Source organism: Streptomyces sp. NPDC017993 (genome assembly GCF_044328065.1).
Classification (GTDB): Bacteria; Actinomycetota; Actinomycetes; order Streptomycetales; family Streptomycetaceae; genus Streptomyces.
The window spans coordinates 146,964-169,888 of sequence record NZ_JBIRGO010000006.1 but is presented as its reverse complement, the minus strand read 5'-3'; the positions used below and the strand labels follow the sequence as shown (position 1 = coordinate 169,888).

Genomic DNA, 22,925 nt, shown 5'->3' with positions numbered 1-22,925 from the left:
CCGAGCTCACGCGGCCGCCCCATCCGCGGTGCCCGCCCGGGCGTCCGCACTGAGGCAGCGGGCGATGGCGTCGCCCAGGCGCTCTTCGAGGTGCTGCGGATTGCCGTCCGCGGTGGCGGAGAGGGCGAACCCCCTGCCGAGCGTGATCTCACCGATGGGCCGCCAGCGCAGGGCGAGTTCCTCGGCTTGCGCAGGCGTGCACAGCAACAGGTCGCGTGTGCAGAGGACTTCTGCCGCTGCGGACGTCAGATCGGTCGCGGCGACGAGCTGGGCCGGCCGCAGGCCAACGGCGTCGCGCAGTCGCGTCAGGGGGTCACGGATGTGCGGCACGTCGTCTTCCGGTTGGATCCAGATACGGCAGGCCGGGCCGACGGAGACTCGTCCGACCCGCAGCGTTTCGAGGTAGACGCGCTTCACGCCGGGATCCTGGGCACTCGCCAGTCCCAGTGGTGCCGACCATGTCGCCTCGTCCGGCGGCACTGCGAGCAACGCGGCACGCACCTGCTGCGAGTGGAGGAGTTCCCTGCGTCGGGCCGGCTCGGTGACCCGCAGGTCGAGCGTGATGCCATGCCCTCGCGCCTCGGCGACGAGGCGTGCGAGGCCGGCAGTGGAGCAGGTGCCGGGCACCGCGAGTCGCCAGGGCTTGCGCTTGGCGGCTTCCGCCTCGTCCAGCAGCACATCGGCCGTCTGCACGAGCTGTCGGGCCGACGGAAGCATGGCCCGGCCGAACGGGGTGAGGACGGCTCGTCGCGACGTGCGCTCGAACAGCTGCTCACCGAAGCGTTCCTCCAGGGCGGCGACGCGACGGCTGGCCACCGACTGAGACATCCGGGCAGCGTCCGCTCCGACGGTGAAACTGCCGTACTCGCTGACGCTGACAAACGCACGACACGCCCCCAACAGATCCACAACCAGGACCCTATGCCAGATCGGCATGAAAGAGCGCATGAGGGTATTGGACCGCATGACCACACGAAGGTGAGGGTGCTTGCGACACAAGACCACGCTACGGGATGGGGTGTTACTCCATCCCCTGTGCGCCCTGTTTGCGGGGCACCCGGAGGTTGGATCATGCAGCACACTCGTGCCCGGCGAGCTTTCATCGGCGCGCTCGTCACGCTCGCCCTCGTCCCCCTTGCGGCCTGCGGCGAAGGCGGTTCCCCCGCCTCGTCGTCCCCGTCCGCCGCAACGAAGCCGAGAGCGGACGCGAAGCCGTCCGCCCGCGAGTTCAAGGAACTTGAGCGCAAGTTCGACGCGCGGCTGGGCGTCTATGCCGTCGACACCGCAACGGGGCGTGAGGTGGCCTACAACGACGGCGAACGGTTCGCCTACGCCTCCACGTTCAAGGCGCTGGCCGCCGGTGCCGTGCTGCGAAAGTATTCCCTGAACGGGATGGACCGAGTGATCAAGTACTCCAAGGACGACCTGGTCGCCAACTCTCCCGTGACCGAGAAGCACGTAGGGACCGGACTGAGCCTGGGCGAGCTGTGCGACGCCGCCGTCCGGTTCAGTGACAACACCGCCGCCAACCTGCTCTTCGACCAGCTTGGCAGGCCCAAGGGCCTCGACGCCGAGCTTGAGAAGATCGGTGACCACGTCACCCGGATGGAGCGCCCCGAGCCGCAGCTGAACGAATGGGCCCCGGGCAGCACGCGGGATACGAGCACGCCGCGGGCGTTGGTCAAGGACCTGCGCGCGTACGCAGTCGGAGACGTCCTCCGCAAGGGCGAACGAGCACAGCTCACCAAGTGGCTGAAGACCAACACCACCGGAGCCGAGCTCATCAGGGCCGGTGTGCCCAAGGGGTGGGTCGTCGGCGACAAAACGGGAATGGGCGGCACCTACGGCACCCGCAACGACATCGCCGTGGTGTGGCCCCCTGGCGCCGCCCCCATCGTCATGGCGATCCTGACGAACCGCAGCAAGGAAGACGGGGACTACGACAACAAGCTGATCGCGGAAGCGGCATCCGTGGTCGCCGACGCGATGTCGTAGCGGCACGGATGCGTGCGGCGGGGGAGCGGGTGGTGGCCGGCCGGGCTCCCGCCGGGCAGTCGCGGGGCCTACCGGAGCCGGAGAGCCCTGGCCCGCCCCGGACGTGAGGTCGACCGGCGGCTCAGGCCGAGAGCGCCGGTTCCTCCTGGTCGGCGTCGTGCGCGCAGGCGACAGCCAGCTCGTCCATGGACACCTCCAGCACGGTAGCCAGCGCCGCCACGGTGAAGAAGGCGGGAGTCGGCGCCCGCCCGGTTTCGATCTTGCGCAACGTCTCGGCCGACAACCCTGCCGCGGCGGCCACCTCCACCATGCTGCGATCGCCGCGCGCCTGACGCAGCAGTGCGCCGAACTGCTCTCCGCGCTGCCGTTCCCACGGAGTCAAAGGAGTTCTCACCATACCCGTGATACTAATACCGGTATAAGAATTGGGTGCCGGTACGTAGGTATGGGAGTTGCGGGACATGGTGGAGATCAAGACGGATGCGGCGCTGGAAGCCATGCGGGAGGCCGGGCGCGTCGTGGGCCAAGCACTAGCCGCTGTCCGGGAAGCGGCAGGGGTCGGGGTGTCCCTGCGTGACCTGGACGCAACGGCCCGCACGGTCCTGACCAAGGCCGGGGCCCGCTCGCCCTTCCTCGGCTACCGGCCTTCCTTCGCTTCCACTCCCTTCCCCGCGGTGATCTGCACCTCGGTCAACGACGCGGTGGTGCACGGCGTCCCCACCGATTACCGCCTGCGCGACGGTGACCTGGTCAGCATCGACTGCGGGGCCGAATTGGACGGCTGGACCGGCGACGCCGCCATCAGCTTCACCGTCGGCACACCTCGTCCCGCCGACCTCGACCTGATCGACGCCACCCAGGAGGCCCTCGACGCCGGCATCGCCGCGGCCACCGTGGGCCACCGGATCGGCGATATCTCCCACGCCATCGGCGCCGTCGCCCGCTCCGCGCGCTGCGGAATGCCCGCCGACTTCGGCGGCCACGGCATCGGCCGCCGCATGCACGAAGACCCCTCGGTCCCCAACCGCGGACGCCCTGGCCGCGGCTTCCCCCTGCGCCACGGCCTGGCCCTCGCCATCGAGCCCATGCTCATGGCCGGCGGGCGCGACGACTACCGCACGGGCGCCGACGGCTGGACTCTGCTCACCACTGACGGCAGCCGGGCAGCCCACATCGAGCACACCGTCGCCATCACCGAAGAAGGCCCCCGCATCCTGACCCTGCCCTGACCGTCACCTTCGCCAGAACAAGTGGTGCGTCACGCCGCTCGGGCTGGGCACGGCATCGAGGTGGAACCGGTCGAGCAGCTCATCGGGTGACTCCCAGAGTCGCACCCCCGACCCGAGCCGCACCTGCGAGACGGCCACGTGCAGGGTGTCGACGAGGTCGGCGTCGAGGAACTCGCGGATGGTGGTGGCCCCGCCGCCGAGTCGTACGTCCTTGCCCTGCGCCGCGTCCCGCGCCCGCTCAAGAACGGTGGCCGGGTCGTCGTCGACGAAGTGGAACGTGGTGTCGGAGAGTGTGAACGAAGGACGCTTGTGGTGGGTCATGACGAACACCGGGGTGTGAAACGGGGGCTCGTCGCCCCACCAGCCGCGCCAGTCATGGTCCTGCCAGGGCCCGCGCTGGGGCCCGAACTTGTTGCGGCCCATGATCTCGGCGCCGATGTTGCGTGCGTAGTCTCGCGTGAAGTAGTCGTCGAGACCGCGACTCCCGCCGGGGTCGGTACGCCGGGGCCAGCTCGCAGTGGCGCCGGCCCAGGCGAACAATTCCCCGGGATCGGCATGGCCGAACGGTCGCTCGAGGCTCTGGTGCTCACCGGCACCGAATCCGTCGGACGAGATGCTGAAGTTCTGGACTCTCAGCAGCTGATCCACGTGTTTCCTCCTGCGTCTGCGGGCCCGGCGGCGAACCTCGGGTCTCTTGGGTGGGGACAGGTCGTCCAGGATCACGCAGATCGGGCGCCTTCCGGGCGCGCCGCGCGTAATGGCGCCGGGGCACTTGAAGAGACACGTAGCCGGAAGCCACAACGGGGGAACACGGATGACCGCCATTCATGTGACGGTGTGGGAGGCGACGGTGCCTCTGACGTAGCCGACGTCGTCGGCGTCCGTCTGCTGCGCGTGGCCGGCTACTACCCACGCACCCAACCACCCGCCACCGTCAATGCCGCCCTGCGGGAGCTGCGGGGACAGGGCGGCGAACACCGGCCTGGCCTGGTGCACTTCAGGCTCAAGAGGGCGTGGCCGGCGTTCAACCCAGGAATGCCGCCGTGGTCGCCACGAACTGGTCGGCGTCGTCGAGCCAGGGGTAGTGGCCCGCCCCCGGCTGCACCACGAGCCTGGCGTCAGGGAAGACCTCCGCGAACTCAGCCGCCGTCCGGGGTGGGCTGTTCAAGTCGAACTCTCCGGTGAGCAGCAGGACGGGGGCCTCGCAAGTGGCGAGCGCCGCGCGAGTGCTCTCCGAGTGGAAGGCGCCCTCGGCGGCGAAGAGAGCGACAGCCTCCTGGTTGCGCGGTTGACCGGCTGCATGGTGCTTCTGTGCCGCGGTGTCCCAGCGGCCGTAGAAGAAGGGGCTGATGGCATCCCAGTCCTCGCCCGTGCCTTCGGTGATCGCTTCCAAGGCGGCGAACGCCGCCGGAAACCACGGCTCGTTCCTACGAAGCTCTGCGAGCTCGCGTCGCGTCTCCCCGGTGATCGCGATGCCGACTGCACGAGTGCCGGGGCCGATCAAAGCGAGTTTGCTGACCCTCTTCGGGTAGCGGGCCGCGTACTGTGCCGCGATGTTCGTGCCGGCGGAGTGGCCGAGAAGGGCCATCCGGGGAAGTTCGAGGTGCGCGCGCAGCGCCTCGACGTCGTCGACCAAGTGATCGCAGCGATAGGAAGAGACGTCTTCGGGGATCGCGGACCGGCCGGTGCCGCGCAGATCCGGAACGATCAGCTGGTGGTGCCTGGACAGCCCGCCGAGGTCGCTGAGGTAGAGGGAGTCCGCGGGGCCTCCCGGGAGGCAGACGACCGGGTCGCCGGCTCCGGTCAAGCGGTAGGCGAGCCGGGTTCCGTCAGGTGCGGAGAAGGTAGGCATGACGGACACCTTGTCAGTCATAACCAGGTTCTACAACCGGGTTATGATGAGGGAATTCCGGTATACATCCGAGCTATGGCAAGGAAAGAGATGACGCCTCAGGGCCATGAGAGGCTGACCGAGGAGCAGGCCGAGCGGATGCTCGCCGAGATGAACGACGTCATCCGGGCAGGCGAGGAGATGCGCCAGCTGCGGGCCGAAATGATCAAGCTGCTCGCCGGCTTCGGCTGGACCCAGGAGAAGATCTCCCAGCTCACCGACATGAGTCAGCCTGCTGTCTCCAAGCAGGTGAGAAAGGACAAGGCGGGCGACCCGCTGACCCCGATGGGGCTCTCCCTCGACCAGGACGACGCGCCGTGGCTCGAAGGGCGCCTGTGGGGTCTCGCCGAGGACCTCTCCGAGACCCTCAACGACACCGCTCGCTGCACCCGCTGTGTCCATGCCTTCGCACGGGGAAAGAAGCGCTTCACGCCTCAGAACGTCGACGAGTTGCGGCGCCTCGTCGAAGAGGACCTGATGCTGCGTCGGGCAGAGATGTCTGCGGGCTATCGGGACGCGTACGACGAGATCAGCCGGGGCCTCGACGTCCCCGCCCGCTCGAAGATCACCACCACCGCGCCGGCCTCGCTGCGCCGAGCCCTCGCCCGCCAGGTCCAACGCGATTACCTCAGGGACTACGCCTAGGTTCCGTCCGGCGGATCGTGGCGTCGTAGGCATGCAGGACATGCACGGCATTTTGACGGAGCACGCCCGGTGTCTCTTCGGGGGCGAGTACCGGCCCACACCGGCGTGCAGCCTAGAACACCAGGAGCGGAGGTGGGCTGATCACGGCATCAGCCCGCGATGGGTCGAGGCCGCGGTGACGGTGCCATAGCGGCCGTAGGCGCCGCCGGCTCAGCTCTCCGGTTACGCCGAGGCGCGATACCGGCTGCTTTCCGCGGCGAACTCACAGAAGGAGCCGACGATCCGCTGGAAGCTGCGTGGATCGATGTCTCGGCCGGCGTTCCATCGTGCCCAGGGGCCGTGCGGAGTGAGGAATCGCGTCGCATTACCGGTGGCGCGAGTGGCATCGAGGTGAAGCAGCGCGCCGATGGCGAACGGCTGGTCGTAGTGGAGGTAGGGGCGCGCCAAGTAACGGTCGAGGTAGTCAATCAGTGGAACGGCGTCCTCTGCGGTGCCGAACGCAGCGAGTGCGATGCAGTAGGCCTCACCCGCGTAACAGACTTCGCTCGCGAGCAGAAGCTGCCCCAGCCGGTCGCGGAACGTGGTTCTGCCCGCGACGGCGATCAGCCAGGCTGCCACCTTGCGTTCGCGCCATCCGCCGTCGAGGAGGATGCCGAGTTCGCGAGGGGTGATCTCCTCGGCGGCCTCGGCAAGCTCCTGAGCGAACCGGGTGCGCTCGCGACCCTCCAAACGCAGAAGACTGCCACCGAGCCGAAGGTAGCGACGGTCGGTCACCACATACCGGTGAACCAATTCACGCAGCTCGGAATCCTCGTGGGCATGGCGCATCACGGCATTCTGTCGTGCGTGAACCCAACGAGTCAGTGGGTTCTGCTGGGTCGGGGGGCCATCACCTCCGATCCGTCGGTCGCGAGGCCGTCGCCGATGCCGAACGCGAGGCATCCGCCAGACCCCGCGAGTGGCGCCGCGCATCGCTCACCTGCGGAATCGAGCCAGGAGAGCGCTTTATTGCCAAGCACAGGCATCTCAGAGACAGCACCGACGAGCGCGGGCTACACATGAAGGCGGGCAAGGGCATCGGCTCTCCTCGGGGAGAGGGGAGCCACCGTCGGGGGAGGCTTGGGTAATTGCTGACGATCAACGTGGCGGTATTCCTCGCTGTCATCGTCATCCTGCGGCTGCGTCGCCGTACGGAAGCCAGAAGCAGGTTCGACGAGAAGCTGACCGTGTTCATCGTCCTGGCCCTCGGGGTGCTGATCGCTCCGACGGCAGTAGGCCACGGAATTCTGGACTTCCTCACCCAGCTTGTGAACGGCCTCTCGCGAGCCGTCCAGTGAGGCCGTCAGGTAGACGCGTGCCCTTCCCGGCGAAGTCGTCGTGGACGAAACCGCCGCGACGGGCACGAGCCTCGGCCGATCGGTAACCGGAGGGGCATCGCTCGGGCCTGCCCACGGCGCGCCGGCAGCCGCACCGCACCGCACCGCACCGCAAGAAACCAGGTATCTCACCCGGGGGACACATGGCAGCACCAGCACGACGCCGATCCACCCGCTCTCGCCGCCCCGTCACGAGACGCCGGTCCCGCACGGCCCGGTCCCGCACTGCCCGGCGCCGTACGCGCGAGACCGCCACCGGCCGCCTCATCGCCGCCGTCATCATCCTTGCGACGGTCGTCGCCGCGATCCGCGAATATCCCGTCACCGTCAGCGTCGTGGCAGCCCTCGCCGTGGCAGCGGCCGTTCTCCTTCTCCTCGTACGCACCGGTCGGATCAACCTGCCCGCGCTCCCTACCGGTGTCCGGGCGGACTTCACGCACAGCATCGCCGCCTACCACCACATGACCGGGACCCAGTTCGAGCACGCCATTGCCGATCTGGCGCGCCGGGAACCCGCCGTCCGCGCCGCCACCGTCTCCGGCGGCGCCAACGACCGCGCCCTCGATGTCCTCCTCCAACTCACCGACGGCCGCCGCATCGCCGTCCAGTGCAAGCGCTACGCGCCGTCCAACCGCGTCGGAGCCCCCGTCATCTATGCGGTGAACGGCACCTACCGCGCCTACCACCGCTGCGACCAGGCCCTGATCGTCACCACCAGCACCTTCACCCCGGCAGCACAACGCGCCAACGCCGAACTCGACCACCCCCTGCACCTCGTCGACGGCAGAGCCCTCGGCCGCTGGGTTTCGGGAGGTCGGCCGCCCTGGGGCGGCTGACGGCTGTGCGTACGGCGTGTCGGGTCAGCCAGGTGCCGGTCAGATACGGACCAGCATCTTCCCGGTGTGCCGGCCGTCCATCAGGCCGAGGAAGGCGTTCACCGCGTTGCCGATGCCGTCCTCGATGGTCTCCCGGAAGGTGATGTTGCCGCCGACCAGCCAGTTGCTCATCTCGCGGGCGAAGTAGGGCTGGAGGGCCGAGTGATCGCCGACCTCGAAGCCGCGCAGGGTGAGGCGCTTCTTCACCACCTCGATCAGGTTGCGCGGACCGGGCGGCCGCTCGGTGGCGTTGTAGCCGGAGATGGCCCCGCACAAAGCCGCTCGACCGTGCGGGTTCAGCGCGTCGATGGCGGCTTCCAGATGGTCGCCTCCCACATTGTCGAAGTACACCTCAATGCCTGTGGGGGCAGCCTGCATGAGCTGCTCGCGCACGCTGCCGTCCTTGTAGTTGAAGGCAGTGGTGAAGCCGAGTTCGCCGATCAGGTACTTCACCTTTTCGTCGGAGCCGGCGCTGCCGATGACGGCCTCGGCCCCGCGCAGACGAGCGATCTGGCCTGCCAGGCCGCCCACTGCGCCGGCTGCTCCGGAGACGAAAACGGTGTCACCCTCGCGCAGGTCGGCGATCTCGGTCAGCCCGACGTAGGCGCTGAGTCCAGGCATGCCGAGCACTCCGAGGAAAGCGGAGTCCGATACGCCCTCGACCCGCTGGAGCCTTGTGAAGAGCCCGGCGTGGGCGACAGCAGCAGTGCGCCAGCCCAGGTTGCTGAGTACGAGGTCTCCCGGAGCCAGCTCGGCCGCGCGCGACTCGACGACCTGGCCGACGGCCCCACCGGTCATCGGCCGATCCAGTAAGTAGGAGGGGACATCGGTCTCCGGGGCGCCCATGAGGGCCCGCATGTATGGGTCCACCGAGAGGTAGGTGTTGCGGACAAGGACCTCGTCGGCGCCCGGCAGGGGCAACGCTCTTTCCATCAGGCGGAAGTCGCCTGCGACCGGCTCTCCCACGGGCCGTGCGACCAGATGCCATTCCTGTGCGGTCCTCGTCATGACCTGGATTCCTTCCCTACATGACGGCACGAGCCAACTTGTCGGATCGACGGCTCCGCGGCGGCATACTCGGCCTCTCGTCGATCTGCTTCACGCCTGGGAGCGGCAACTCTGCGGACTATTCCGTCTGTTCAGGTGGGTCGGTGGTGCTCGCGTCGAACTCCGCAGCCCAGCGTTCCGACCAGGAATGCAGGCCGCTGAGCGCGTCGATGACCTCCTCCCCGAGCGCCGTCAGTCCGTAGCCGTCATTGAGGTCGCGCTCCACCAACCGAGCCTCCGACAGCTCGACCAGACGCTGCCGCAGCACGCTCGAAGACATGCCGTCGCACCGCTGCTGCAACGTACGGAACCCCAGGGGCTGGTCGCGTAGTTCCCACAGGATCCGCAAGGTCCAGCGGCGGCCGAAGAGGTCGAGTGCGGCCATGAGCGGACGGCCCGTGGTGGAGCCGCGGACGCGGTTGCCCGGTCTGGGAGTTGAGGGCATGTCGCTCGGTGGTTCCTCTCCGAACAGGCTGGTGCTTCGATTTCAGAAACACTACCCTCTCCCGTGATTCGAAAATCGAAGCACGGGGAGGGAGCGGGATGCCTGAACGGATAGCGCCGCTGGAGCAGCCCTACCAGCCGGAGGCCGCGGCAGTACTCCGCCGGATGATGCCCGGCGACGAAGAACCCATCGCGCTCTTCCGGATGTACGCGCGCAACCAGCATCTCGCCGAAGCGCTGCACGGTTCATCGACCGCACGTGCGCCCTGTGCGGCTGCGAGTACGAATGGGGCGTGCACGTCGCCCGGTTCGCCTCACGTGCCGGGCTCACCACGGAGCAGATCGCATCTCTGACCCATGGCACGAGTGCGGACACCTGCTGGAGCGCCGAACGTGACCGGCTGCTCCTCGACGCCACGGATGCGCTTCACGCCGACCATGACATCGACGACCTGCTGTGGACGCGTCTCAGCGCGGAGTTCTCCCGTGAGCAGCTCCTCGACCTGTTCATGCTGTGCGGCTGGTACCACGCCGTCAGCTTCACCGCCCGCGCAACCAGGCTCGCACCGGAAGCCGGCACACCGCGGTTCTGCGACTTTCCAGCCGCCAGGCCGGGGCTGCCCAAAGCGCGACGTGTAGGTGATTGATGTCGTTGTCGGGGTGGCCTGTGGTGGGCAATGGACCCTTCAGCCGAGGATGAGCGGGAGGTTCGTGGCGAGTTCGCCCAGCGCGGCCGTCTCCGCGTCGGTCGGCGTGCGACGTCCCGTGCCGATCAGCAGCGCGTCCTTGTCGGAGAACGAGATGGGGAACGAGGCCCCGGCGATCTTCTCCAGCGCTGCGCGTGCGGCCGCCAGGGTCTCGGCGGGCGGCTCGGCGGCATCAGGCAGATGCGCGATCAGGTCGAGGTGGTGCAAGGTCCATTCGAGCAGGTACGCGGACAGGTAGTCGCCGACGGTCAGCACCTGGTCCTGGGTGCTGACGCGGGCGGCGGGATCGGCCAGTTCGGCTGCGCGGCCCGCGGCGGAACCGACGTCGTCGAGGTGGAACTTGAGCAAGCGCGGCTCGCCGTATGCCGCTGCCAGCCGGGGGATCAGCGCGTCGAGCGGATCCTCGCCGGTCGGGGGGTCGACGAGATTCCAGTAGGTGACCGCGTCCACGGTCGGCTCGGTTGCGGCGGGCGTGACCAGGGTGATCAGAACGTCCTGGGCGTCGATGACCAGGTGGCACACCAGGTCCCGCACGAGCCAGCCGGTACAGCCGGACGGCAGCTCGAAAGACTCGTCCGGCATTTCGGCGACCGCCGTGCGCAACGCCGCCCAAGAGCGTGAGAAGAGATCCACTGCGGCACGGTAACGCCGCACCGGAACGGCGGACAAGCACATTTTGGGCGGTCGGTTCGCGTTCCCAAGGCCTTCACGTGACTGGTCGCCGAGCTGGTTGTGCAGCGAGTCGGACCCCTCCAGCCGGCACCACTCGCGGTGGCAAGATGGCGGCTCCAACGATGCTGAGGGGCCATCACGCGTGCACACGCCTGCCGACTACCTGGAACTGGCGCACGCCGAGAACGACGCTGCTGTCCTGCATCGACTCGCGCGATGCCCGTACCCCTTCGTCTGGCACGCGCTGGCTGTAAATCCCCGTACGCCGCCCGCTACCCTTCTGGAGCTGAGCGCGTCCCGTGACAGCGCCTGGAACAACAACAAGCTTCTTCGCCTGTTGGCGGAGCATCCCGGTGCGGACCGCATCGTTTTGCTAGCTGTCCTCGATGCGGTGGCAGCGGTCCTCACGGAGGGCGAACGGCCCTATGCCGCCGTTCTTGCTCTGGCGGCACGGCGAGAACTTGGTGTGGAAGAGGTACGACGGCTCGGGGCTCTCCGGGGGGCTTCCGCTCGTCTGCGCAGCTTGCTCGACCGGGAGCTCGGTTACCGGGCTTGAGCCGTCCCATCCCCGCCAGACGGCCCGGGATGCGAGCCACAGCGGACCGCCATCGTCGACCACCCCGCCCCGCTGCTCGCTCCAGCCCCGCTGAACAGACCCGAGTGACGGCCACGCCCCAGGTCTCTTGTTTGGATCAACCCGCGAGCCCACGGACAGCCACGACAACCCCGACCGCGGGCAGACCTCCCCGATCATCAAGGCACTCCCTGCCATGAGGCCGGCGCTCACCTGCTGCGGCTTTAGCCGCCTGCTGCGGGTCGTCATGGCCGTCCACCCGTGCTGGGAACGGGAGTTACCGCCCCGTGCTGCCGTCGATCTGCTCGCGGAGGATGTCCGCATGCCCGGCGTGCCTCGCGGTCTCCTCGATCATGTGCACCAAAATCCACCGCATCGACGGTGCAGGCGTCTCACGCAGCGAACGGACTCCGGGCCGGTTCAAGTCCTCGCACGATGCCGCGATTTCGTTACTCCTCGCGACCGCGTCCCGATAGGCGTCCAGCGCGTCATGAACCGTCTCGTCCGCGCTCGGTGACTCGTCCTCCCATGGGTCGGTCCCCGTGCCTTCATAAGCCCATACGAACCAGTTGAGCTCGACCGCCGTCAAGTGCTTGACCAACCCGAGCAAGCTCGTTCCCGACTCCACCCCTGGCCTGCGGGCCTCCCGTTCCGGGACGCCAACTGCCTTGGCCGCGACGGCATCGCGCAAGTAGTCGAGGAAGGTCAGCAAGGTCGTCTTCTCGTCGGCATTGAGCCCTGGCGGCCGCAGGTCGGCGCGCGAATCCGTCTCCGTCATCATGCGAGGTTACGACATGGGCGAGTCGCGGCGGCGGCCATTATTTGCCGCCCCTCGGTGCTGCAGTTCTCCGGCGGCCTGTCCACCCAGCTGATGCTGGGCCTGCTGTCCGGCATGTTCTTCATGACCTGGGCCTTCGTCCACTCGGCGAAACGCCTGTGAGCGGTTGCCCTGACGGACCGAACGAAGCCGACGGCAACTGCTGCCCCGTGCAGCCCGAAGTGGCCACGAACACGATTGCAGCCAGCACCTCTCGATCACCGTGCCGCCGTCGGCCACCACCCCGAGACCGGCCCCCCGGGCCCCTGATCGGGGCCCGGGGAGGGCTCACTTCCGGAGGGGTTGGGTGAAGCGCAGCATGTTGCCGGCGGGGTCGCGGAACGCGCAGTCGCGGACGCCGTAGGGCTGGTCCATCGGCTCCTGCAGCACCTCGCCGCCCGCGGCGTTGATGCGCTCGAAGGTGGCGTCGCAGTCGGCCGTCGCGAAGATGACGCCGCGCAGCAGGCCCTTGGCCATCAGCTCCGCCATCGTCTGTCTGTCGGCCGAAGAGGCGTTCGGGTCGGCGAGGGGTGGTTCCAGGACGATGTTCACGTCCGGCTGCGAGGGTGCCCCGACGGTCACCCAGCGCATCCCCTCGAACCCGACGTCGTTGCGTACCTCGAGGCCGAGCACATCGCGGTAGAAGGGGATCGCCTTGTCGTGGTCGTCGACGGCGATGAAGGTTTGGGAAAGCGTGATGTCCATGGCGTTCACGCTACGGCTGAGCGGCGGGGCTCGCTTCTCCATTCCTGACCGGTCGCGTGTGGATCTTGGCAATGCAGGCAGGGATGGCGGCGCCGTGATCATGGCTGCGGGCACGATAGGCGCTCGGGCTCTCGCCGACGAGCTCGGTGAAGCGCGAGCTGAACGACCCCAGCGACGTACAGCCGACCGCGAAGCAGACCTCGGTCACCGAGAGGTCGCCACGTCGCAGGAGCGCTTTTGCCCGCTCGATGCGGCGGGTCATCAGGTAGCTGTAGGGCGTCTCGCCGAATGCGGCGCGGAAACTGCGGGAGAAGTGGCCCGGCGACATCAGGGCGTCGCGCGCCAGCGCCGGGACGTCGAGCGGCTCGGCGTAGTCGCGGTCCATCCGATCGCGGGCCCGCCGCAGTCGGACGAGGTCGTCGAGGCTCTGACGTTTCACCTGATCAGTTTCCCACAGCACCCGAGACAGGGGGAGGGACAGCTTGCGCGACGGCGGGGGAGTCGTGATCGTGCGTCGCCCAGCGGGGCCCGGACGATGCCGGGATCACACCGATGCCGGTGCCCGAACCGATCAGGAATGGAGAAGCGCATGTCACGGAGCTGCACATAGCGTGACCGCCATGGACATCGCCACGCATGCCGTCCCTCTCGCGTCGAGTGGGACCCCGGCCGGCGTCAGACGGACGGCCGTCCCGCGGCCCAGGCCGACACCTCCGCTCCGATAGTCAGAGGTCTGTGCTGCGATCGGGCCGGCGAAGGAGAATCAGACGTACGGCTCGCAGCTGGTCGGATCGAGCCAGGCGACGACGGAGGCCGCGAAGACGGTCCCGCCCAACAGATGGAGACACGATGAGCAGGGCCACGAGGACGGGCACGCAGTCGCCTGAACCGCACGTTGCCGACAGCCACGACCTGATCCGCGTGCACGGCGCACGCGAGAACAACCTCAAGGATGTCAGCATCGAGATCCCGAAGCGCCGCCTGACGGTGTTCACCGGCGTCTCCGGCTCGGGCAAGAGCTCTCTGGTGTTCAACACGATCGCCGCGGAGTCGCAGCGGCTGATCAACGAGACCTACAGCTCGTTCGTGCAGGGCTTCATGCCGACGCTGGCGCGGCCCGAGGTCGACGTCCTCGACGGGCTGACCACCGCGATCATCGTCGACCAGCAGCGGATGGGTGCCGACCCCCGTTCCACGGTCGGCACCGCCACCGACGCCAACGCGATGCTCCGCATCCTCTTCAGCCGGCTCGGTAAGCCGCACATCGGCTCGCCCAACGCATTCGCCTTCAACGTCCCCACGGTCCGGGCGAGCGGTGCGATCACCGTCGAGCGCGGCGACAGGAAGGCGGTCAAGGCGACCTTCACCCGCACGGGCGGCATGTGTCCGCGCTGCGAGGGCCGGGGCTCGGTCACCGACTTCGACCCGTCCGCGCTGTACGACGACAGCAAGTCGCTCAACGAGGGCGCGCTCACGATCCCCGGCTACAGCATGGACGGCTGGTACGGCCGCATCTTCAGGGGCTGCGGCTTCTTCGACCCGGACAAGCCGATCCGCAAGTACACCAAGCGCGAGTTCCACGATCTTCTCCACAAGGAGCCGACCAAGATCAAGGTCGAAGGCATCAACCTGACGTACGAGGGGCTGATTCCGAAGATCCAGAAGTCGATGCTGTCCAAAGATGTCGACGCGATGCAGCCGCACATCCGCGCGTTCGTGGAGCGGGCGGTGATGTTCGCCATCTGTCCCGAGTGCGATGGCACCCGGCTCAGCGAAGCGGCTCGGTCATCGAAGATCAAGCGGATCAACATCGCCGACGCCTGCGCGATGCAGGTCAGCGACCTCGCCGACTGGGTGCGGGGTCTGGACGAACCGTCCGTCGGGCCGCTGCTGGAGTCGCTGCGGCAGACCCTCGACTCGTTCGTCGAAATCGGCCTCGGCTACCTCAGCCTCGACCGCCCGTCGGGCACGCTCTCGGGCGGCGAGGCGCAGCGCACCAAGATGATCCGCCACCTCGGGTCCTCGCTCACCGACGCCACCTACGTCTTCGACGAGCCGACGATCGGGCTGCACCCCCACGACATCCAGCGGATGAACGACCTGCTGCTGCGGCTGCGGGACAAGGGCAACACGGTGCTCGTCGTGGAGCACAAGCCGGAGGCGATCGCGATCGCCGACCACGTCGTCGACCTCGGCCCCGGCGCCGGCTCGGAGGGCGGCACCGTCTGCTTCGAGGGCACCGTCGAGGGGCTACGGGACGGGGGAACGATCACCGGCCGCCACTTCGACGACCGGGCCTCCCTCAAGGAGACGGTGCGCAAGCCCACCGGCAAGCTGGAGATCCGCGGCGCCACGACGAACAACCTGCGCGACGTCGACGTCGACATCCCGCTCGGGGTGCTTGCCGTCGTCACCGGCGTCGCCGGCTCCGGCAAGAGCTCGCTGGTGCACGGATCGCTGCCGCATCGGTCGGGGGCCGCCGGCGAGAGCGTGGTGTCTATCGACCAGAGCGGGATCCGCGGCTCGCGACGGAGCAACCCGGCGACGTACACCGGGCTGCTCGACCCGATCCGCAAGGCGTTCGCGAAGGCCAACGGGGTCAAGCCCGCGCTGTTCAGCGCCAACTCCGAGGGTGCCTGCCCCACCTGCAACGGCGCCGGCGTCACCTACACGGACCTGGCGATGATGGCCGGCGTCGCCTCCACCTGCGTGGAGTGCGAGGGGAAGCGCTTCCAGGCCGAGGTGCTCGAGTACACCTTCGGCGGCCGTGACATCAGCGAGGTGCTCGCGATGTCGGTCGCCGAGGCCGAGGCGTTCTTCGGCGCCGGCGACGCGCGCACGCCGGCCGCGCACAAGATCCTCGTCCGGCTCGCCGACGTCGGACTCGGCTACCTCAGGCTCGGGCAGCCGCTCACCACGCTGTCCGGCGGCGAGCGGCAGCGGCTCAAGCTGGCCACGCACCTGGCCGAGAAGGGCGGTATCTACGTCCTCGACGAGCCGACCACCGGCCTGCACCTCGCCGACGTCGAGCAGCTGCTCGGACTGCTCGACCGGCTCGTCGACTCCGGCAAGTCCGTCATCGTCGTCGAGCACCACCAGGCGGTCATGGCGCACGCCGACTGGATCATCGACCTCGGACCCGGCGCCGGCCACGACGGCGGGAAGATCGTCTTCGAGGGGGCACCCGCCGACCTCATCGCCGCCCGCTCCACCCTCACCGGCGAGCACCTCGCGGCCTACGTCGGCTCCTGACCGAGGCCCGCGCGGACACAGTGGGACGAGTTCTCTCATCTGCTGAAGCTCATCTGCTGGGGCTCGTCCCACTCCGTCCCGTCCGGCGAGAAGAAAGGGCGACACCCCTAGGGCGTTTCTTCTGGATCACCTCGCTGACCAGATGAGGATGCCTGCGATGTGGAGTGCGGCGAGGTACATGGTTGCGGTCTTGTCGTAGCGGGTGGCCAGGCCGCGCCATTGTTTGAGGCGGTTGATGCAGCGCTCGACGGTGTTGCGTTGCTTGTAGGCGTCACGGTCGAAGGCGGGCGGTCTTCCCCCGAGACGACCACGGCGCTTGCGGTGTGCGGTCTGATCCGCGGGCTGTGGAATCACTGCCCGGATGCCCCGTCGGCGCAGATGTTCGCGGATAGCGCGGGAGGAATACGCCTTGTCCGCGAGGACTAACTGGGGCGTGACGCGGGGCCGTCCGACTGGCCGGGGAACCCGTAAACGGCTCATGACCTGTGGGAACGCAGGCGCATCACCGGACTGGCCGGCCGTGAGATGGATGGCCAGTGGCCGGCAACGGCTGTCGGCGGCCAGGTGGATCTTGGTGGTCAGTCCGCCTCGGGACCGGCCGAGGGCATGGTCGTGCGGCTCGCCGGCCGGGGCCCCTTTTGACGGGCCCCGGCGGCGTGCTGGTGGGCGCGGACGATGGTGGAGTCCACCGCGACGACCCAATCGAGGTCGCCCTCGGAGTCCGCCTGGGCCAGCAGGGCAGTGAAGACCTTCTCCCAGGTGCCATCGGCAGCCCACTTCCGCAGCCGGTTGTGGACGCCTTTCCAGGAGCCGAACTCCTCGGGCAGGTCCATCCACGGACAGCCGGTGCGGTACTTGAACGCGATCGCGTCGATCACCTGCCGGTGATCCCGCCACCGACCGCCCCGCCGGGGCAGCCGGTCCGGGAGCAACGGCTCAATTCGCTGCCACTGCACGTCAGTTAAGGCCACACCCGAACCAACGATCAGATGATCCGAAGGAAATGCCCTAGGCGGCCACCGCCTACGGGGTCCTCGCCCATGCGGATGACGCGGCGGCCTGAGCATGACGCTCGGAGTCATGTTCGGTGGCTCGTCGCTCGTCGCTCGTCGCTCGCCGCTCGCCAACGGACCGGCACGGAGTGCCAGCTACCCTGGCCGCATGACGATGCACAAGGCCGTCCCTGTGAGTGTTGACGCGATGCTCGAGGACCTCAAAACACTCGTGGAAATCGAGTCTCCGTCGCGCGATCTCGACGCCTTGAGGACATCGGCCGAAGCAGTCGCCGCTGTCATCGAAAACCGCCTCGGCGGGCAGGCCGTCCTCGTGGAGAGCGAAGCCGGGCCGCATGTCCATTGGGCAGCCGGCGGCGATCCCAAAGTACTGATCCTCGGTCACCATGACACGGTGTTCCCGCTCGGCACGCTTGAACGCCGCCCTTTCAGGGCCGAAGAGGGGCATGCGACCGGCCCCGGAGTCTTTGACATGCTCGGCGGTTTGGTGCAGGCCATTCACGGCCTGGCGGCGCTCGACGACCTGTCAGGTGTCGAGATCCTCGTGACCGCCGACGAAGAGGTGGGTTCGCGCTCCTCTCGCGCTCTCATCGAAGAGCGTGCTCTTGCTTGCGGCGCTGTCCTTGTGTTCGAGGGCGCCGCTGAGGGCGGCGCCCTGAAGACGGGGCGTAAAGGCTGCGGCACGTTCCAGGTCTCCATCGCGGGCCGGGCATCGCACGCGGGCCTGGAGCCCGAAGCAGGGGTGAACGCTCTGGTCGAAGCGGCACATCAGGTACTGGACATCGCCGCGCTGGGTCGACCCGATATCGGCACGACCGTTACCCCGACCGTCGCGTCCGCGGGAACCCTGGACAACGTCGTCCCCGCGGAGGCGACCGTCATTGTCGACGTCCGGGTCGAGTCGGTCGAGGAGAAGGAGCGAATCGAGTCCGCTTTCGCGGCGCTGGCTCCCCATCTCGACGAGGCGGAGATCGCGGTCCAGGGAGCTGTCGGCCGGCCCCCGATGCCGGAGTCGACGTCCACCGAGCTCTTCGCCGTGGCGGAGAAGCTCCTCCCTGGTCTTGAAGGCAGGGCTGTCGGCGGCGGAAGCGACGGCAACTTCACGGCCGCACTGGGGGTGCCCACACTCGATGGCCTCGGAGCAGTCGGGGGCGGTGCCCACGCCGACCACGAGTATCTGGTGATCGACGCCATGGCCGAGCGGGCGAACCTTGTTGCCGGACTGGTTACCGCTCTTCAGGACTTGGCGGACAACGAGAACGTGTAGTGCCTGCGCGACCAGCGAGCGGTCACGCGAGGTCGCGATCCGCTGTGGGTTCCGCGCTGTAGGAGTGCGGCCACCCCTTCGGCGACGTGAGCGGCCGCCGGGTTCGGGAACGCATTCAGCAGCGGCGGGTCTGGTAGGGCACGGGGGAGGGATGCGGCTCGGTCGGCGTCGGGCACCGGGGCAGGGCGACAAGAACGGTCAGCGCGATCCCGCCTGCGATGACGTACAAGGCGGCGCTGATCCCGTCGGCGGTGGCGATGCGAAGCTGTTCGCCCGAGAGGCCGTCGAGGCCGGCGGTCGCGACCAGGACGAGGAGGGCGAGTCCGACGGCTGCGCCGACGCCTGAGCCGGTGGAGGCGATCCCTGAGGCGATGCCCTGTTCGCGGTCGGAGATTCCGCTGGCGGCAGCGATGAACATGGCGGTGAAGACCACGCCGTCACCGACGCTGAGCGCCACCAGGCCGGGGATCAGTTCGGTGTACGTGCCGTCCGGCGTGATCGCGAGGCCGAGCCCTACCGCACCGAGCGCACCGATGGCGAGGGCGGCGACGAGCGTGATGCGAAGGCCGAACCGTGTCACCAACTGGCCTGCTGTGGTCGAGCCGGCGACGACCACCGCGGTGGGGATGACGAAGCCGGCGCCCGTCTGCAATGCGTCGTAGCCCAGGATTTCCTGGAAGTAGAGGGACAGGAAGTAGAGCACCGAGCCGAACGTCGCCATGAACATGAACGCAATGACGACGCCGGTGATGAGGTTGCGGTGGGAGAGCAGCCGGGGTGGCATGAGCGGGTCCTCGCTGCGCCGCTCAACGAGGGCGAAGATCCCGATCATCAGCACGCCCGCAGCGGCGCTGATGAGGATCCCCGGCGAGAGCCAGCCCAATCCGGGACCCTGCACCAGAGCGAACACGATCAATGTGACGCCCAGGGTGACGCTGAGCGCCCCGGGCAGATCGAACTTGCGGCCCTTCTCGCGCTCGCCGTCCGGGGGAATCACCACGAACGTCAGCAGCAGCGCAGGTCCCGCCAAGGCAACGTTGACCAGGAACACCGCCTCCCAGCCGAACACCTGGGTCAGAAGGCCACCGAGCAGCACGCCGATCACGAGTCCCGCGGCGCCGGCGCCGCCCCAGATCCCCAGCGCGCGATTGCGCATCCGGCCTTCCACGAAGCTGGTGTTGATGAGCGCCAAAGTGGTGGGGAAGACAAGGGCTCCGCCGAGACCCTGGAAAGCGCGGGCGGCGAGAAGCGTCCCGGGCTCGGTCGCGAATCCGCCCGCGAGAGCCGCTCCCGCGTAGAGGCCGAGGCCGGTGGCCAGAATGCGTCGACGCCCGAGCAGGTCTGCCGCCCGCCCGCCGAACAGCAGGAAGCCCGCCGAGGCCACCGCGTAGGCGCTGATGACCGACTGGAGTGTCTGCGCCGAATACCCGAGGTCGCGCGCGATGTCGGGCAGCGCCACCACCACGATGTACTGGTCGAGTGAAACGATCAGCATCGCGAACGACAGGAGCGCCAGTGTCGCGGTGTCTCGGTTCCACCCCAGACTGCCTGGCGCAGATGACGTCTCGGTGGGGCGCAAGAGCAGCACTCCTGGGGATCGGGCAGGTCTGCGCGTACGGCGACGGGATGTTCAGCCACTCGGGGGCGGTTCTCGCCGGGAGCTGATGCTCGCCGAGACCCTACACAGCGCACCGTCGCCGACCCGCCATCAACACCCGGACGACATCTGACGCCGTGTCCGTCCCTCCGAACGCCTGGGGACTCCGGCTTATGTTGCGGCACTGTGAGAAGCGCACGGCACAGATTTATCAGCCGATAAAGATCGTTGTTCTGCGGTACAGTTGCGTTGGTTTGCTCAACGATGTGGACGGAGGTGGGAGACGGATGCTGGCGGTGGATGTGCGCCAAGGACTTCGGCAGGGCCGCACCGTCGCGGAGGCCGCCTCCCGCGCCTGGCGCTATTCGGAGCAGACCATCATGCAGCACGGCGACTTCCTGCTCGCCTTCGTCGACGGCAGTGTGTGCGTAGGGGCGTTCGAGGTCCTGGGCAACACCCCCGGCACCGATGGCAAGTACGCCTTGGACCTGTCCCCGACCCCACGTTTCCAGTGGGCCTTGGGGCACAGGCTGCCGCTGCCGCCCGGACGCAACCCCGCACGGATTCTCACCGGCCAGCATCTGCGGGCTTTCCTTGACGCCGACCCGCACTACGCCCACCACACCGGCCAGGACTGAGCCGAAGGGAGCCCGCACCGAGATGGCCAGCCGCACACCCGACCCCGTCGAGACCCTGCTGAAGGCGGGGCCGCGCCGCACCGCACTGCCGGAGCCCGCGCAGCGGGCCCAATTGCGCACCGACTACGGCCTGAGCCAGGCCGAGGTCGCCGAAGCGCTCGGCGTGGCACGCAATACCGTCGCGGGTTGGGAGTCGGGCCGCAGCGAACCCCAGGGCGCCACCCGGGCCGCGTACGCCAAGCTCCTCGACGGGATGGCTGATCAGCTCGCTCCCCAGCCCGAGGATGTGCAGCCGGCGCAGACCGCGCACACCAACCAGGACCCGCCGGCACGAGCGACCGCCCCGCAGCCGGCACCCGCCGCCCCGGACATCAGCCGTCGACGCCCTGCGGAGTTCGATGGTCCGCGCGCCCGGACCGCGCCACAGCACACGGCGCCTGCCCCTGCGGCCCGGCGCCATGGTGCGCGCGCGAAGAGCGCGCCACGGGAGACGACGAGTGCCCCTGCCGATCCGCGCTTCGCCGATGGCCCCCTCGCCGTACTGGACGGTGAGGGGACGGCATACGGCGTCGGCGGCATCGTGCTGGACTGCCCGGCCTCCGATCTGCCCGCTCTGGTGGAGTGGGCACTGTGGGAGGCGAAGCTGGGCGCGCCGCGCCTGCACCGCCATGGCAAGGACGCCGACCCGCTGATCGTCCTCACGGCCCGGGCCGCTGCCCGACTCGGCCTGCCCCCCGCTCTTGAAGACCGCCGGAGCCTGCGCCTGTCCGACGACCACCCGGTGGTGCGTGGGCTCGCCCGCGCCAAGTGGCAGTTGACCCGCCGAGGCTTCGGCCCCTGGGCGCGGATCTACCGGCCCGCCCAGGATGGCAAACGGCAGTGCGTCCAGCTGGCCGTCCTGCCCTGGGGGGCGCTCGACAACCGCGCATGGGGGAGCGCCGACGAGCTGGAAGCCGCCGAACTCGCCCAGATCCTGGGCGACTACGCCACCCTCGTGATCACCCCGCGCGGGTCGGCGGCGGTCGGCGGTCTGGAGCTGATGACCGCCCTGCGTCCGCCGACCCGCCCGGTCAAGGACGAAGCGGCCGGCACCTGGGCCTCGGGCCCGAACTCCGGGGCCCTCACCCAGGCGGTGGACCCTGCCCCTCCGGAGGCTCCTGACGAGCACCCCGTCGTCACCGCCCGGTACCCCCGGGGCCACCAGCGCACGGCGGCCGAAGTCCTCGACGAGGAAGCCTACGAGTGGATCCGGGACCCGGAACTGCTCACCGACAGCGAGTGCGCTCAGCAGTTCGCGGTCGGCATCGACGTCAACATGGCCTTCGCAGCCGCCGCCAACCGGCTCACCCTCGGCCTGGGCGCACCCGTCCACGCCAAGGCTCCGGCCTTCAACAAGACGGTCCCCGGCAGCTGGCTGGTCGACCTCTCCCACATCGACTTCGACCCACGCCTCCCCAACCCGTTCACCCCGCACGGCGCCCGCCCCGAGGGGCCCGCCTGGTACGCGACCCCCACCGTCGCGTACGCAGCCGAACTCGGCCACGACATCATTCCGATCGAGGCGTACCTGCGGCCCGAGAGCGGTCCGTACCTGGACGCCTGGTACACCCGCCTGCGCGACGCCTATATGGCCGTCATGGAACGCCTCGGCGTCGTCCCCGGCATGAGCGAAGCCGACTTCCTCGCCGCGATGGAGCACCGCAAGGACGCCGACCCCGCCCAGGCCGCCGTGCTCTCGGCGATCAAGGCAACGGTCAAGGGCGGCATCGGCAAGCTGCGCGAGCGCCCACAAGGTGCCGGTTACCGTCCAGGCAAGCGCTGGCCGGCCCTGGAGCGCCCCACTTGGCGGCCCGACATCCGCGCCGCGGTCATCTCGGCCGCCCGCATCAACATGCACCGCAAAATGCTCAAACTCGCAGGCGGCGCCGGACTGTTCCCGATCGCCGTCCTCTCCGACTGCGCCGTCTACCTGTCCGACGGGCCCAGCCCGCTCGACTTTCTGCCCCGCACGCCCGACGGCAAGCCGCTGCCGGGCGGCTTCCGCCTCGGTGTATCGCCGGGCATGGTCAAGCACGAAGGCACGCAGTCGATGATGTGGGCAGCGCAGATGCTCGATGAGGGCCACAATCCCGCCCGGCACATCAAGGGCGCCGACGCCGCCGCGGGCGGGGAGTAGGGACC

The 22,925-nt window shown here is 68.7% G+C and carries 25 protein-coding genes and 1 pseudogene; 11 read left to right on the top strand and 15 right to left on the bottom strand.

The genetic code is table 11. From position 1 onward, the window contains the following. Window positions 1-6: 6 nt before the first annotated feature. A complete protein-coding gene (locus tag ACH4FH_RS12705) occupies window positions 7-936 on the bottom strand; it encodes a LysR family transcriptional regulator (RefSeq protein WP_398556064.1) in 930 nt (309 codons plus the stop codon). A gap of 135 nt (window positions 937-1,071) precedes the next feature. Between ACH4FH_RS12705 and bla the strand changes: the two genes are divergently transcribed. Continuing rightward, window positions 1,072-1,995, top strand: coding sequence for a class A beta-lactamase (gene bla / locus ACH4FH_RS12700; RefSeq protein WP_398555803.1), 924 nt, complete (start codon window positions 1,072-1,074; stop codon window positions 1,993-1,995). Between the two features lie 121 nt (window positions 1,996-2,116). Here bla and ACH4FH_RS12695 read toward each other — a convergent pair whose 3' ends face one another. Further along, window positions 2,117-2,392, bottom strand: coding sequence for a helix-turn-helix domain-containing protein (locus ACH4FH_RS12695; protein ID WP_398555802.1), 276 nt, complete (start codon window positions 2,390-2,392; stop codon window positions 2,117-2,119). 64 nt (window positions 2,393-2,456) lie between these two features. Between ACH4FH_RS12695 and map the strand changes: the two genes are divergently transcribed. Next, a complete protein-coding gene (map, locus tag ACH4FH_RS12690; protein ID WP_398555801.1) occupies window positions 2,457-3,224 on the top strand; it encodes a type I methionyl aminopeptidase in 768 nt (255 codons plus the stop codon). Between the two features lie 3 nt (window positions 3,225-3,227). Here the strand turns inward: map and ACH4FH_RS12685 are convergent, their stop codons facing one another. The 3 genes from ACH4FH_RS12685 to ACH4FH_RS12675 form a co-directional block, all read right to left on the bottom strand. Further along, window positions 3,228-3,872, bottom strand: a complete 645-nt coding sequence (locus ACH4FH_RS12685; RefSeq protein WP_398555800.1) for a dihydrofolate reductase family protein — start codon at window positions 3,870-3,872, stop codon at window positions 3,228-3,230. A gap of 177 nt (window positions 3,873-4,049) precedes the next feature. Continuing rightward, window positions 4,050-4,220, bottom strand: a complete 171-nt coding sequence (locus tag ACH4FH_RS12680) for a hypothetical protein (RefSeq protein WP_398555799.1) — start codon at window positions 4,218-4,220, stop codon at window positions 4,050-4,052. A 28-nt stretch (window positions 4,221-4,248) separates the two neighbouring features. Then, the gene (locus ACH4FH_RS12675) at window positions 4,249-5,076 is read right to left on the bottom strand and encodes an alpha/beta fold hydrolase (RefSeq protein ID WP_398555798.1); all 828 of its coding nucleotides are present in this window, start codon (window positions 5,074-5,076) and stop codon (window positions 4,249-4,251) included. A gap of 90 nt (window positions 5,077-5,166) precedes the next feature. On the opposite strand from ACH4FH_RS12675, the gene ACH4FH_RS12670 reads away from it, so the two are divergent. Next, a complete protein-coding gene (locus ACH4FH_RS12670) occupies window positions 5,167-5,760 on the top strand; it encodes a sigma-70 family RNA polymerase sigma factor (protein WP_398555797.1) in 594 nt (197 codons plus the stop codon). Window positions 5,761-5,982: 222 nt separating this feature from the next. On the opposite strand, the gene ACH4FH_RS12665 is transcribed toward ACH4FH_RS12670, so the two are convergent. Next, entirely contained in the window at window positions 5,983-6,588 is a 606-nt protein-coding gene (locus ACH4FH_RS12665) for a DUF6000 family protein (RefSeq protein ID WP_398555796.1), read from the bottom strand. Window positions 6,589-6,887: 299 nt separating this feature from the next. Here ACH4FH_RS12665 and ACH4FH_RS12660 point away from each other — a divergent pair, with 299 nt between their 5' ends. After that, window positions 6,888-7,097 carry a hypothetical protein gene (locus ACH4FH_RS12660; protein WP_398555795.1) on the top strand — a complete coding sequence of 70 codons (210 nt, stop codon included), beginning with the start codon at window positions 6,888-6,890 and terminating at the stop codon, window positions 7,095-7,097. A gap of 182 nt (window positions 7,098-7,279) precedes the next feature. After that, entirely contained in the window at window positions 7,280-7,972 is a 693-nt protein-coding gene (locus tag ACH4FH_RS12655; RefSeq protein ID WP_398555794.1) for a restriction endonuclease, read from the top strand. Between the two features lie 39 nt (window positions 7,973-8,011). On the opposite strand, the gene ACH4FH_RS12650 is transcribed toward ACH4FH_RS12655, so the two are convergent. Beyond that, a complete protein-coding gene (locus ACH4FH_RS12650) occupies window positions 8,012-9,019 on the bottom strand; it encodes an NADP-dependent oxidoreductase (protein ID WP_398555793.1) in 1,008 nt (335 codons plus the stop codon). 118 nt (window positions 9,020-9,137) lie between these two features. After that, the gene (locus ACH4FH_RS12645; RefSeq protein ID WP_398555792.1) at window positions 9,138-9,503 is read right to left on the bottom strand and encodes a winged helix-turn-helix transcriptional regulator; all 366 of its coding nucleotides are present in this window, start codon (window positions 9,501-9,503) and stop codon (window positions 9,138-9,140) included. 292 nt (window positions 9,504-9,795) lie between these two features. On the opposite strand from ACH4FH_RS12645, the gene ACH4FH_RS12640 reads away from it, so the two are divergent. Next, entirely contained in the window at window positions 9,796-10,149 is a 354-nt protein-coding gene (locus ACH4FH_RS12640; RefSeq protein ID WP_398555791.1) for a hypothetical protein, read from the top strand. Window positions 10,150-10,188: 39 nt separating this feature from the next. Here the strand turns inward: ACH4FH_RS12640 and ACH4FH_RS12635 are convergent, their stop codons facing one another. Next, entirely contained in the window at window positions 10,189-10,842 is a 654-nt protein-coding gene (locus ACH4FH_RS12635; RefSeq protein WP_398555790.1) for a maleylpyruvate isomerase N-terminal domain-containing protein, read from the bottom strand. Between the two features lie 181 nt (window positions 10,843-11,023). Here ACH4FH_RS12635 and ACH4FH_RS12630 point away from each other — a divergent pair, with 181 nt between their 5' ends. Then, window positions 11,024-11,437, top strand: a complete 414-nt coding sequence (locus tag ACH4FH_RS12630) for a hypothetical protein (protein WP_398555789.1) — start codon at window positions 11,024-11,026, stop codon at window positions 11,435-11,437. A gap of 295 nt (window positions 11,438-11,732) precedes the next feature. Here ACH4FH_RS12630 and ACH4FH_RS12625 read toward each other — a convergent pair whose 3' ends face one another. The 4 genes and pseudogenes from ACH4FH_RS12625 to ACH4FH_RS12610 form a co-directional block, all read right to left on the bottom strand. Continuing rightward, entirely contained in the window at window positions 11,733-12,233 is a 501-nt protein-coding gene (locus ACH4FH_RS12625) for a DinB family protein (protein ID WP_398555788.1), read from the bottom strand. 125 nt (window positions 12,234-12,358) lie between these two features. After that, a pseudogene (locus tag ACH4FH_RS12620) lies at window positions 12,359-12,555 on the bottom strand (transposase); the annotation flags it as partial. A 5-nt stretch (window positions 12,556-12,560) separates the two neighbouring features. After that, complete coding sequence (locus ACH4FH_RS12615; RefSeq protein WP_398555787.1) at window positions 12,561-12,977, bottom strand: VOC family protein; 417 nt, start codon at window positions 12,975-12,977, stop codon at window positions 12,561-12,563. Window positions 12,978-12,987: 10 nt separating this feature from the next. Next, on the bottom strand, window positions 12,988-13,362 hold the full coding sequence (locus ACH4FH_RS12610; protein WP_398556063.1) for a helix-turn-helix transcriptional regulator: 375 nt from the start codon (window positions 13,360-13,362) through the stop codon (window positions 12,988-12,990). Window positions 13,363-13,826: 464 nt separating this feature from the next. On the opposite strand from ACH4FH_RS12610, the gene ACH4FH_RS12605 reads away from it, so the two are divergent. Next, complete coding sequence (locus tag ACH4FH_RS12605) at window positions 13,827-16,229, top strand: ATP-binding cassette domain-containing protein (RefSeq protein WP_398555786.1); 2,403 nt, start codon at window positions 13,827-13,829, stop codon at window positions 16,227-16,229. A gap of 126 nt (window positions 16,230-16,355) precedes the next feature. On the opposite strand, the gene ACH4FH_RS12600 is transcribed toward ACH4FH_RS12605, so the two are convergent. Further along, a protein-coding gene (locus ACH4FH_RS12600; protein ID WP_398556062.1) for an IS5 family transposase occupies window positions 16,356-17,215 on the bottom strand; the annotation gives its coding sequence in 2 pieces (ribosomal slippage) (window positions 16,356-16,870 and window positions 16,870-17,215; 861 coding nt in all). A gap of 175 nt (window positions 17,216-17,390) precedes the next feature. On the opposite strand from ACH4FH_RS12600, the gene ACH4FH_RS12595 reads away from it, so the two are divergent. Then, the gene (locus ACH4FH_RS12595) at window positions 17,391-18,509 is read left to right on the top strand and encodes a M20 family metallopeptidase (protein ID WP_398555785.1); all 1,119 of its coding nucleotides are present in this window, start codon (window positions 17,391-17,393) and stop codon (window positions 18,507-18,509) included. A 115-nt stretch (window positions 18,510-18,624) separates the two neighbouring features. Here ACH4FH_RS12595 and ACH4FH_RS12590 read toward each other — a convergent pair whose 3' ends face one another. Then, window positions 18,625-20,004 (bottom strand): MFS transporter, encoded by a 1,380-nt coding sequence (locus tag ACH4FH_RS12590; protein ID WP_398555784.1) that lies wholly within the window; start codon window positions 20,002-20,004, stop codon window positions 18,625-18,627. 389 nt (window positions 20,005-20,393) lie between these two features. Here ACH4FH_RS12590 and ACH4FH_RS12585 point away from each other — a divergent pair, with 389 nt between their 5' ends. Further along, window positions 20,394-20,744, top strand: coding sequence for a hypothetical protein (locus ACH4FH_RS12585; RefSeq protein ID WP_398555783.1), 351 nt, complete (start codon window positions 20,394-20,396; stop codon window positions 20,742-20,744). 22 nt (window positions 20,745-20,766) lie between these two features. Next, the gene (tap, locus tag ACH4FH_RS12580) at window positions 20,767-22,920 is read left to right on the top strand and encodes a telomere-associated protein Tap (protein WP_398555782.1); all 2,154 of its coding nucleotides are present in this window, start codon (window positions 20,767-20,769) and stop codon (window positions 22,918-22,920) included. Window positions 22,921-22,925 lie beyond the last annotated feature (5 nt).